At 32.2% G+C, this 11,988-nt stretch carries 13 protein-coding genes; 1 reads left to right on the top strand and 12 read right to left on the bottom strand.

Annotated elements, in window-relative coordinates:
• Positions 1–51 precede the first annotated feature (51 nt).
• From ACVC43_RS02260 to ACVC43_RS02245, 4 genes are all read right to left on the bottom strand, one after another.
• Positions 52–903, bottom strand: coding sequence for an IS3 family transposase (locus ACVC43_RS02260; protein ID WP_452222944.1), 852 nt, complete (start codon positions 901–903; stop codon positions 52–54).
• A gap of 14 nt (positions 904–917) precedes the next feature.
• On the bottom strand, positions 918–1,352 hold the full coding sequence (locus ACVC43_RS02255) for a transposase (protein ID WP_452222943.1): 435 nt from the start codon (positions 1,350–1,352) through the stop codon (positions 918–920).
• A gap of 100 nt (positions 1,353–1,452) precedes the next feature.
• Positions 1,453–2,232: a zinc ribbon domain-containing protein gene (locus tag ACVC43_RS02250; protein WP_452222942.1), complete on the bottom strand. Its 780-nt coding sequence runs from the start codon at positions 2,230–2,232 to the stop codon at positions 1,453–1,455.
• A 3-nt stretch (positions 2,233–2,235) separates the two neighbouring features.
• Positions 2,236–3,330 (bottom strand): Nif3-like dinuclear metal center hexameric protein, encoded by a 1,095-nt coding sequence (locus ACVC43_RS02245; RefSeq protein WP_452222941.1) that lies wholly within the window; start codon positions 3,328–3,330, stop codon positions 2,236–2,238.
• 79 nt (positions 3,331–3,409) lie between these two features.
• On the opposite strand from ACVC43_RS02245, the gene lpxK reads away from it, so the two are divergent.
• Positions 3,410–4,408 (top strand): tetraacyldisaccharide 4'-kinase, encoded by a 999-nt coding sequence (lpxK, locus tag ACVC43_RS02240; RefSeq protein WP_452222940.1) that lies wholly within the window; start codon positions 3,410–3,412, stop codon positions 4,406–4,408.
• Positions 4,409–4,415: 7 nt separating this feature from the next.
• Here the strand turns inward: lpxK and ACVC43_RS02235 are convergent, their stop codons facing one another.
• The 8 genes from ACVC43_RS02235 to ACVC43_RS02200 all read right to left on the bottom strand — a co-directional run bounded on the left by ACVC43_RS02235 (position 4,416) and on the right by ACVC43_RS02200 (position 11,956).
• Complete coding sequence (locus ACVC43_RS02235) at positions 4,416–6,635, bottom strand: ATP-binding protein (protein WP_452222939.1); 2,220 nt, start codon at positions 6,633–6,635, stop codon at positions 4,416–4,418.
• Between the two features lie 27 nt (positions 6,636–6,662).
• On the bottom strand, positions 6,663–7,679 hold the full coding sequence (gap, locus tag ACVC43_RS02230) for a type I glyceraldehyde-3-phosphate dehydrogenase (RefSeq protein ID WP_452222938.1): 1,017 nt from the start codon (positions 7,677–7,679) through the stop codon (positions 6,663–6,665).
• A complete protein-coding gene (gene lipA, locus ACVC43_RS02225) occupies positions 7,680–8,561 on the bottom strand; it encodes a lipoyl synthase (protein ID WP_452222937.1) in 882 nt (293 codons plus the stop codon).
• Between the two features lie 76 nt (positions 8,562–8,637).
• Complete coding sequence (locus ACVC43_RS02220; RefSeq protein WP_452222936.1) at positions 8,638–9,183, bottom strand: RNA polymerase sigma factor; 546 nt, start codon at positions 9,181–9,183, stop codon at positions 8,638–8,640.
• Entirely contained in the window at positions 9,174–10,286 is a 1,113-nt protein-coding gene (locus tag ACVC43_RS02215) for a glycosyltransferase (RefSeq protein WP_452222935.1), read from the bottom strand. The genes ACVC43_RS02220 and ACVC43_RS02215 overlap by 10 nt, the downstream gene beginning before the upstream one ends.
• Before the next feature lie 6 nt (positions 10,287–10,292).
• The gene (locus ACVC43_RS02210) at positions 10,293–10,496 is read right to left on the bottom strand and encodes a membrane or secreted protein (protein ID WP_452222934.1); all 204 of its coding nucleotides are present in this window, start codon (positions 10,494–10,496) and stop codon (positions 10,293–10,295) included.
• A gap of 118 nt (positions 10,497–10,614) precedes the next feature.
• A complete protein-coding gene (locus ACVC43_RS02205; protein ID WP_452222933.1) occupies positions 10,615–11,415 on the bottom strand; it encodes an anti-sigma factor domain-containing protein in 801 nt (266 codons plus the stop codon).
• Between the two features lie 10 nt (positions 11,416–11,425).
• On the bottom strand, positions 11,426–11,956 hold the full coding sequence (locus ACVC43_RS02200) for an RNA polymerase sigma factor (RefSeq protein WP_452222932.1): 531 nt from the start codon (positions 11,954–11,956) through the stop codon (positions 11,426–11,428).
• Positions 11,957–11,988: the final 32 nt, after the last annotated feature.

Genomic DNA, 11,988 nt, shown 5'->3' with positions numbered 1-11,988 from the left:
TGTCTAGTCCTAAATAACCGATACAGATTATTAAAGGATTAAATTTATTAATTAAAGCTGAACAATCATATGATTGTTCAGCTTTTTTGATTTGTATTGTTTTCTTTTCAATTTGTTTTGTGCGTGCATTTGTATTGGTGTTAGCATATGGTTAGATAAGTGTGGTCTTACATTATTATATATTTTTATTGCATCTTGGATTAACTTTTTTTTGATATTAAAATCTTTAATTTTTCTTGCTACATCAAATTCTTGTTTCAAAATCCCATTTATTCTCTCAGCTATGGCATTTTCGTAAGGGTCATATTTTTCGGTCATACTTGGACTGATATTATTATCTTTTAATAGTTTTTGATAGTCATTTGAACAATATTGTAAGCCTCTATCCGAGTGATGTATCAAAGGATAGTTTCTGCTTTCTCGATTACCCATTGCCATTTCTAAAGCTTTTAATGAACCTTCAACAGACAACGATTTAGATACATTATAACCCACTATTTTTTTTGAATATGCATCGGTTATTAATGCTAGATAAGTTGGATTTATTCTATTGCCAACGTATGTAATATCGCTTACCCAAACAGTATCTGGCTTCTCTATTTCTAAAGTGCTTATCAAGTTTTTATGCTTTCTAAAGCGGTGATGCGAATCTGTTGTTACATGGTATCGTTTCTTTGGTTCAATAAGCATATAATTGGCTCTTAATATTCTAAAGAGTTTATCTCTACCAACCTTTAAAATTGATAATTGATCTTTAAGTAAGAAATATAATTTTCTACATCCCAACTTGGGCATTATCATTCGAATATCACGAACCAGTATTATCACCTTTTGAGCAATGGACTGTTTATTTAATCTTGACTGTATTGATCTATAGTAAACCTGCCTGTTTATCCCGAGCAAATCACAGGTAGAAACTAACGTTTCTTTGTGCTCTTCTTTGAAGAGGTCGATGAGTCGGGTGTGTAATTTTTTCTGATATCAATTTTATATTCCTTTTCGGCTAAATCTACTAGCATATCAAATAAAATGGACTTCTTATCTGCACGTTCGGCAAGATGTTCTGCTCTAGCCTTTTGTTTTTCAAGTAATTTTATTTTGGCCTCTAGTTCGAGGATTTTTTGTTCAGGTGTTTTAGCCATAGTTTCTTTTGTTAGGTTCTCCCAATCAAAAGTACCATATTTTCTTAACCATTGAGTAATGGTAGATCTAGCTTGAATGCCGTACTTATGACAAGCTTCTAACCTACCTAGTTGACCTGATTCTATTTCTCCAACAACTTGAAGCTTAAAAGAAATTGAATAATCTTTTTGGGTACGCTTTACATACCCAGTGTTTTCTGATGGTTTCATTACACTAATGTTTTAGTGTATCGCTATTTCAGGACGGGACATTATGTTAAAAAAAAAAGCCTTCATAAAAATGAAGGCTTAAATATAGTATGAAATGGAATTATAACTTTTTAAACATTTTTTCCATTTTTTCTTTTTGTTCGTTTGCCAGAAGCTCATCTACCAAAATACGTCCAGAATGCTCATCGGTAATAATTTTTTTACGCGCAGCAATTTCCATTTGTACTTGTGGTGGAATAGTAAAATAAGACCCTCCAGAAGCACCTCTTTCGATTGGTACAACAGCTAAACCATTTTTAACGTTTGTGCGAATACGATGGTATGCTTTAACTAAGCGGTCTTCGATTTTCTTTTTGTAGTCTTCAGATTTTTTTATTAAAGCTTCTTCTTCTTTTGCAGTTTCCGATAAGATAGCATCTAATTCCCCTTTTTTGTGTTTAAGGTGTGTTTCGCGCTCTTTAGCGTGCTCTTTAGTTTTATCTATAACTTCTTTCTTTTGCTCTATTTGTGCTTTAAACTCTCTAATGTGTTTTTCGGCAAGCTCAATTTCAAGTTCTTGAAATTCTACTTCTTTTGTTAACGAGTTAAATTCTCTGTTATTTCTAACATTTTTTTGCTGCTCGTTATACTTTTTTATTAAAGTTTTAGCTTCTTCAATTAGATTTTTTTTGTCGCTAATTTGCGAATCTACAGAGGCTAAGCTATCTTCAAGCTTTTCTAATCTTGTTTTTAATCCGGTAACTTCGTCTTCTAAATCACTAACTTCTAAAGGTAGTTCTCCACGAACGTTTCTAATTTCATCGATTCTTGAATCGATTAATTGTAAATCGTATAAAGCTCTTAAACGTTGCTCTACACTTATTTCTTTACTCTTTGCCATATTTTAAAAATACTTAACAGGATTGGTGTTTGTCTTTGATAAAACGACTGCAAAATTACTAATTTTTTTTGTAAGATGTGCTACTAAACCATTTTTTGTGAATTGTTCGCTTTCATAATGTCCAATATCTGTCAAAACTATGACGTTTTCAGCTGCGAAAAAGTCGTGGTATTTTAGATCTGAAGTTACGAAAACATCTGCATTTGCTGCTTTGGCTGCTTGTATGGCAAAACTTCCGGAACCTCCCAATACCGCAATTTTTTGAATTGGTTTTTTTAGAAATTTTGAATGCCGAATGTTTCCGGTTTTCATTTTGGTCTTTAAAAATTTTAAAAATGCTATTTCAGACATGGGTTTTTCGAGCGAGCCAACCATTCCCATACCAATATTTTGATTTTTATTTTCTAAGGTAGTAATCTCATAAGCAACCTCTTCGTAAGGATGATTTATAAACAGGGTTTCAATAACCTTCGCTTCTAAATGCTTGGCAAAAGTTATCGAAATCTTTGTTTCATCTTCACTATGTGTTTTTCCTTTAGAACCTATTACTGGATTGGAATTTTCGTTGCCTTTATAGGTGCCAGTACCTTCTACATTAAAGCTACAATTACTGTAGTTGCCTATATTTCCAGCACCAACATTAAAAATAGATTGTCTTAATGCTTTAGCTTTATTTTTAGGTATGTAGGTGGTTAGTTTTTTTATGGTTTCGGCTTGAGGAATTAGTATCTTTCTGTCTACTAAACCCAGTTGATCGCATATTATATCGTTAACACCGTTTATATGATTGTCTAATGCAGTGTGAATGGCATAAATAGCAATGTCGTTTTTAATTGCTTTTTGCACAGTGCGCTCTACATAAGTTTTCCCGGTTAATCTTTTTAAACCTTTAAAAATAATAGGATGAAAACTCACAATGAGGTTGCAATTGTTTGCTATGGCTTCATCCACAACAGTTTCTACAGTGTCTAATGTTACTAAAACACCAGAAAGTAATGTGTTTTTATCTCCAACAAGTAAGCCCACATTATCAAAGTCTTCGGCATAAGCTAAAGGAGCAAAGTCTTCTAAATGATCTATAACATCTTGAATTATCATACGTTTTTGGGAATTGATTTATTGAATTTATGTTTAACAAATATAAAATTTTTACTTTCGTTAAGTCTAAACAACAGGAATGAAATTTATTCGGCTTTTATTATTTCCAATTGTACCAATATATTATGTAGTAACATGGTGTAGAAATAAACTGTATGATTTAAATTTAAAGCCATCTAAAACATATAATTTTCCTATTATTTGTGTTGGTAACTTAAGTGCTGGTGGTACAGGAAAAACACCTATGGTTGAGTATTTAATCACACTTTTAAAAGAAGATTTTACATTAGCAACGTTAAGTAGAGGTTATGGAAGAAAAACTAAAAGTTTTGTATTAGCCTCCAACACTTCTACTGCCGAAACGTTGGGTGACGAGCCTTTTCAATTTTATAATAAGTTTAAGAATGAAATTTATGTTGCTGTAGACGAAAGCAGGCAACATGGCATTACAACGTTAAGAAGCTTAGAACAAAAGCCCAATTTAATTATTTTAGATGATGCGTTTCAACATAGAAAAGTAAAAGCGAAATTAAATATTTTGCTTACTACTTATTCTAACCTTTATGTTGATGATATTGTCTTACCAACTGGCGATTTACGAGAACCAAAAGCTGGTGCTAAACGTGCACAGATAATTGTTGTTACTAAGTGTCCTGCTGATTTATCTCAAGAACGAAAGGGAATAATAGAGGCTAAAATACAACCAAAACCGCATCAACAATTGTTTTTTAGCAGTATAGATTATGCAAATGAAGTGGTTGGTAATAAGAGAAAACTTCTGGTAGAAAGTCTTGAAAAATTTACGTTAGTAACTGGGATTGCCAACGCTAAACCTTTGGTTGATTTTTTGAAAGATAAAGGACTAAAGTTTAATCATTTAAAATATAGTGACCATCATAATTTTTCTAAAAAGGATATATTAACTATTTCTGAAAGTTCATTAATAGTAACAACTGAAAAAGATTATATGCGATTAATGGTTGAGGAAGATTTAATTAGTAAATTATATTATTTGCCAATAACAATAGCTTTAGATAGACAACAGGAATTTCATGTGCTTTTAAGAGCAAAATTATAATGTAGGTTTAAACGTCTTCCTTAAGAAATAAGGCATCAAATAACTTTTTCTCAAAATCCTCTTGCTTAAATGGTTTGCTAATAATATCTGTAAAACCTGCTTCTTCAAATTCCACCATTTTATCTTCTATGGTGACTGCAGTAAGGGCAAAAATAGTAAGTTCTTGATTAAATGCTCTTATAATTTTGGTGGCTTCAATTCCGCTAATTCCTGGCATGTGAATATCCATTAAAACCACATCGTACTGGTTGGATTTTACTTTTTCTACAGCATCTTCTCCGTTATCAACAACCTCGCAAGAGAGTTTCATTTTATTTAAAATCTTTTTAGTAATCATCTGGTTGATTTTGTTATCTTCTACTACCAGAATTTTTATTCCGCTAAGATCTTCTTCTTTTAAATCTTTAAAATAACTCACTTGTGTTTCTTTTATTACCTCTTTAGAATGTTGTAAAGGTAACTCGAAAAAGAAGGTTGTACCTTGACCAAGTTCGCTTTTAAGATATATTTTACCGCCTAAAATATCTATTAATCCTTTAACAATAGATAGTCCTAAACCTGTACCGCCATATTTTCTATTAATTTGAATAGAGCCTTGAGAGAAGCTTTCGAACATATAGTCTTGCTTTTCTTTACTAATACCAATACCATTATCTTCAACTTCAAAACGAATATTAAATAGTCCGTTTTTTTCGTTTATTTTATGAGCTCTCACCCAAATATCTCCATCTTTTGTGAATTTTATAGAATTTCCAATTAAATTAATTAAAATTTGAGATATTTTAAGTTGATCTGCGTTATAATTAAGAGGTAAATTTTCATCATACTCTAAGTGCAGCTTAATGTTATTTCCTAAAGCCGAATTATTTAAAGCAGAAATAACATTCGTCATCTTCTTCTTTAAGTTAAATAATTCGTTTTCCACTTCAACTTTATTCGCTTCAATTTTATTTATCTGAAGAATATCGTTAATAAATGTTAGAAGATAATCTCCAGAAAATTTTAGAGATTTTAAATGCGGGATTTGCTCGGGTTTTGGATTCTCGTCTAAAAGCATATTTGTTAAACCGGTAACTGCATAAAGTGGTGTTCGCAGTTCGTGGGTAACGGTGGATAAAAAATTGGCTTTTGTTTTAGAAGCTAATTCAGCTCTTTCTTTACTTACAATAAGTTCGCTATTTTTTTTATGAAGCACGTTATTAGATTTTAATCTAATATTGTTGTTCTTATATAGAGACAAAGTTAATAGAGATAAAATGGTAATAAGTGCGATACTTAAAATGGTTGTAAGCTCATTAATGGTGTTAGAACTTGCTTCTTCTTCGAGATTAGCTTTGGTTTCTTTTTGATATTCTATCTGGTTTTTTACTAAATATTCATTTCTTTTTTCAGGAGAAACTAATGCTTTTTTTACTTCCAGAAGCGAATCGGACAGTTTTAAATAAGCATTTAAATGGGTATTTGCAAGCTTGTAACTACCATCTGCCTCTTGTAGTTTGCTCAATGTTAAATATCCCGAGCTAAGTACATGCAGAAAATTATTTTCTTTAGCAATGTCGAAGCCTTCGTTAGCATTTTTTAAGCCTAACCCTAACTCTCCATTTTTTGCCTGTACCTCTCCTAAATGAATTAAACTACTGCTTAATATTTTTTTTAACTGGTAGCGTTTAGACAAATTAATCGCCTCCTTAAATGCATTTTCGGCGTTGCTTAGGTCACCTAATGCCAGATATGCCTGCCCTTTTTTTAATATGGATTCTGTTTCATAGTTATGTAAGCCTTCTTGATTAAAGTGCGTTTCGGCAGATTTATAATAATCTAACGCCTGCTTGTATTTTTTTGTGCTAAGATAAACATCACCAAGGGTTTTGTAAGTTTCTGCAATATTGATATTATCTTTTGCAAAACGTTGAATCTCCATCGCTTTTATAAGCGTGTGGGTGGCTTGTTTAGGCTCTTCTAACAGATATTGAACTTTACCAAGTTTTGAGTACACTAAGCCAAGACTTTTTTTGTTATTTAGAATATTAGCATTACTTAGCGCATTTTCTAAATTGCTTTTAGCTTGAAAGTAATTAGAGTTCTCAATATTTTTTTGAGCTAATGATAGATCGGCATCTACTTTTGCTTGAAGTACATCACGTTCTTTTGTTGTTTGATTTTGTGAAAACACAGAAACACCAAATAACAAAAGTGTAACACAAATTATTTTGCAAAATTGGGACATTATAGCATAGTTTACGAGCAAATATAATTATAAATCGGATAAAAGTGTACTTTTTTCCGATAAATTGATAATCAGGTCAATGACTCGACTGGAATACCCAGTTTCATTATCATACCATCCAATGATTTTTACCATATTTTCGATAACAGAAGTCATTTGAGAATCGAAAATACAAGAGTGACTATTACCAACAATATCAATAGATACAATAGGATCTTCTGTATATTCTAAAATGCCCTTGTATTTATCTTTAGAGGCTTTTTTAAATGCAGCGTTAATCGCTTCAATAGAAACTGTTTTCTTAACATTAAACGTAATATCTGTTAGCGATCCGTTTGCCACAGGAACACGAATGCCACAACCACCAATAACATTTGCTAAATCTGGAAAAATTTTGGTCAATGCCTTTGCTGCTCCTGTAGTTGTTGGAACAATGGATTGTCCTGCAGCACGCGCACGTCGCAAATCGCGATGTGGTTGATCGTGTAAACTCTGGTCTGTTGTGTAAGAGTGAATCGTGGTTATATAAGCTTGATTAATACCACATAACTCATTAATAATCGCAATCATTGGTGCAGCGTTATTTGTAGTACATGAAGCATTACTAATTATAGTTTCGGTGCCATCTAAAATATGTTCATTAGTACCTAGAACAATGGTTTTTATGTCTTCATCTAATGGAGGTACACACAAAATAACGCGATTCGCTCCATTTGTGATGTGGTGATGTAAAGTTTGTGTATTTTTAAATTTTCCAGTAGCCTCAATTACAAAATCTGGTTTAAATGGTTTCCAATTAAGCTCTTTTGGATGGTTTTTATTTAGTAGAACAACCTCATTATTATTAACTAAAAGATTGTTTTCATTATGGGACACTTCACCTTTAAAAACACCGTGAATACTATCGTATTTTAATAAATGACTTAGCGTTTTAGCATCTGCCAAATCATTTATTGCTACAACTTTAATATTTTTATGCTCTTGTAATAACCTAAAAACACGTCTGCCAATGCGGCCGAAACCGTTTATTGCAACAGTAATCATTTAATTAATGTGTTTTTGCGCTTTATAAGACGAGCGTACTAATGCACTACTTTCAACATGGCGAAAGCCTAATTCTAAACCAATGGTTTCGTACTCTTTAAATTGATCTGGTGTAATAAATTGTTTTACTGGTAAATGTTTTTTACTGGGTTGAAGGTATTGACCTATAGTAACCACATCTACATCATTTGAACGCAAATCGTGTAGTGTTTCTATAACTTCGTCGCGTGTTTCACCTAAGCCAAGCATAATGCCAGATTTTGTGCGTCGTTGCCCTTGTTCTTTCAAGTATTTTAAAACGCCTAAGCTACGCTCGTATTTGGCTTGAATTCTAACTTCTCTGGTTAGCCTTTTTACCGTTTCAATGTTATGAGAAACAACTTCTGGAGCCACTTCTATAATTCTGTCTATATGTTTTTCTATACCTTGAAAATCTGGTATTAGGGTTTCTAATGTTGTTTCAGGATTCATACGTCTAACAGATTTAACTGTTTCTGCCCACATAATGCTTCCCATATCTTTTAAATCGTCCCGATCTACACTTGTTAAAACGGCGTGTTTAATTTTCATGATTTTAATTGAGCGAGCCACTTTTTCCGGTTCATCCCAATCTACCGTTTCTGGTCTTCCAGTTTTAACACCACAAAAACCACATGAACGTGTACAAACGTTTCCTAAAATCATGAAAGTGGCTGTGCCTTCTCCCCAACATTCTCCCATATTTGGGCAACTTCCAGAGGTGCAAATAGTATTTAATTTATACTTATCTACCAAGCTGCGAAGTTCTGTGTATTTTTTACCAGTAGGTAATTTTACACGTAACCATTTTGGTTTTGGTTGTCTTTGAGTTGCTGGTGATTTTGAAATGGTGTCTATACTCATAGTGTAATTTTCGAACTACAAAGATACAAAGTATTCTGTTAATTTAATTGAGTTATACTTTAGTTTATATCTATAGTTACTTACTAATTATAGCAGCCAGTAACTTCTTCGCGCGCAATAATTTTACTTTAACATTATTAATAGGTTCGTTAAGTTCTGTGCTTATTTCGGCATAACTTAATTCTTGGAAGTAACGTAGATTAATTACCTCTTGATAATGTGGTTTAAGTTTTTTAATATCTCGAAGTAATTTTGCAAGATTTTGTTCTGTTATTAACTTGTCTTCAGCGGAAGGCGAATCGTCTAAAACCCGATACACTTTATCGTCATCATGATCGGTTATTTTAGATTGGATAGAACTTTTTTCTTTTCGTAGTAAATCGATATGAATATTCTTAGAAATAGTTATTAACCACGTTTTAAAAGCGTATTTAGGATCATATAATTCAATTTTATCGAAAGCTTTAGAAAAAGTTTGAATGGTAATATCCTCGGCGTCATTTTCATTTTCAATACGCTTTAATTGAAAACCATAAACATAATCCCAATATTCATCTAATAAAAAATTAAATGCTTTTTGGTTATTAACTTTTGCTTTGGCAATGGCTTCGTTTATTTCCAATGATTTGGTTTTGAGATAAGATTGGTTATAAATATACTTAATTGAAAGATAATGAGGCTAATTTCTAAGAAAGGAAGTAGAATAATGAGATCTATTTCATTAAGTTTTTTTGCTGAATATCCAATCGATATATACTGAACAACAAATCTTAAAGCTATTAAAGCCAGTAAGTATTGCCAGCGAAATAAGAATATTATTAATGTAATAGAAAGAGCCCAAAACAATATCTGCGTAATATAAAATAGCGCTAAAAGCGCTTTATGTTTAAATTGATAACGATGTGCAGTGGAGATGTGGCGCCTTTTTTGGCGAAACCAATCTTTAAAAGTTGTTTTTGGGTTTGAAACGGTGAAACTATCTTTTGCAATACAAATCGTTGTGTTTTTAGCATTGGCAGCTTCATTAATAAATAAATCGTCATCACCAGAACGTACATCCATATGTTTTATAAAACCATTTGTTTTGTAAAATTCATCTCTGTGGTACGCCAAATTTCGCCCAACTCCCATGAATGGAATGCCTAGTTGTGCAAATGAAAAATAATGTATTGCTGTTAAAAGCGTTTCAAAACGAATAAGTTTGTTAAGAAAAGAGTTTTTAATTTTATTGTATGCACCATATCCCAAAATAATGGTTTTTTGGTTAGTAAAATGTGCTGTCATTTCACTTATCCAATTTTTAGACACAGGTTTGCAATCTGCATCCGTAAATAAAAGATGGTTATGAGTTGCAGCTTTTATACCTAATGTTAGGGCGTATTTTTTTTTAGACCAAAAGGCTTCAATATTTTTAACGTTAACAATCTTAATATTTGTGTGTTGCACCGCAAATGCTTCCATTACTTCTAAAGTGTCATCGTAAGAAGCATCATTTATTAATATAATCTCGAAGTTTGAGTAGTTTTGATTGAGAATTGAGGGTAGAAACTGACTTAGGTTTTTAGCTTCATTTTTAGCACAAATTATTACTGAAACAGGTAGGGCTTGTGTTTGTTTTTCTTCATTTTTTTTGAAGGCAAAACGACCGAATAAAGCACCATAAAAGATAACTTGAATGCAAACTATAGCAATGAAGCTATAGAAAAAAACGTCAAGTACAAACATAGAAAATTATGAATGTTGTGCTTCATTGCAATTCTCGAACTGGTCTGGAGTTTTTCCGCAAAAACCGCAAGACTCGCCCTCTGTATTGATCATAGGATTTTGGCTTGCACAAGTTCCGGCAAATTTACCATCTTTTTTTGCCCAAATTTTAATTGCGATGCCAGCAACTGCAACGCCTAACAATGCTAATGTGAGAAGTAGTAGTTTCACAAAAATTTATCTTTATAAAGTTCTTTTGCAAAGATACTATTTTAATTAGTGTATAAAAAAAAGAAAACCTCGCTATAATAATAGCGAGGCTTAAAATTGTTTATTTAATGGTAGTTATTTAATCATCAAGTTTTAATTCAATTTCAGCAACAGGAGTGTCTGTAGCATTAGGCATTGGTTTTACGCCTTTTTGCTCAATAGTTATACTTAAACCTAAGGCATCTTGTGTGTATGGAATTTGCTGTAAGCGCCTGTCTGTAACACTTAAGATACCCAAATTAACTTGTTTGTCTTGTAAGTCTGCCCAAATTTGATATTCTTGATCTGAAGGTAAAGTAGGTAGAGAAACAACATCTAACATAGAGGTTTTTTCTTTAGGATTAATGTATGCAATTGTTTTTAAATTTTTTGCACGACGGTTTCCTTTTAAAATATATTTTTCTGTTTCAGGATTATTTAGCTGAGAGAATTGCTCGGCAAGAGCTTCAAGTCTTAAATTATTTTCGTTAATGTCGCTTCTTAAATCGAAGAGCTCATCTACTATAACTTGATTTTCGTTCATTAAACCTTGGTTCTGTGTATAAAAATACAGAGAACTACCAGCGAAAATTAGTGCAGCGATGCTCGCGGCAATACCGAAAGAAAACCACGATTTTCTTGGCTTTTTGTTTAAAGTTATAACAGGTTTCTCATCTTCTAAAGATTCTAAAATAGAACCTAATAAATGAGTAGGTGCCTCTTCTGCGTTAGCAAAGGCTACCAATTCTAACTTATTTTGGAGTGCATTGTAAGTTTGCGCAACATCTGGAAACTTATTTATATACGCTTCTACCTCAAGACTCTCTTGAATGGTGGTTTGACCTATTAGATACCTTTCTAACAAATCGGACTTTAAAAATGTGTTTTTATCAACAGTCATCACATTACAGTTAAGGGTTGTAAATTTTTTTCAATTCACGCAATCCAATTTTTAATCTTGATTTAATTGTTCCTAATGGAATATTTAATTCTTCACTCGCTTCTTGTTGCGTCATGCCTTCAAAAAAGAGCGCATTCAAAACCACCTGATACTTTAAATCTAAACTACTTAAGTGCTTTTGTATATCTAAAGTGTCTTGGTTTAAACTACTGGTCGTCAATTTATATACGTTGGATTCTTCAATTTGGACTTCTTTATTTATTTTATTGTTAAGAGACCGTACTTTATCGATTGCAGTATTGTAGAATATACGATAGAGCCATGTAAATAGTTTTGCTTTAGAAGCATCGTATGTTTTTCCTTTTTTCCAGACCTTTACAAATCCTTCCTGCAAAACATCTTGCGCAACGTCGTCATCCGAGATTACTTTTTTAATCACACTTAAAAGCGCACCAGAATAATACTCATACAAAAGTGCTATGGCTTTTTTATCACCATTTTTTAATAATATAATAATTTCTTGTTCGATGGAAGTACTCAAACTTTATTGGTTTCTTTTTGTTAGGTAAACTT

Source organism: Lacinutrix chionoecetis (assembly GCF_053604665.1).
Note: the sequence above shows the minus strand (reverse complement) of the source record. Positions and strands in the feature narration are given on the sequence as shown.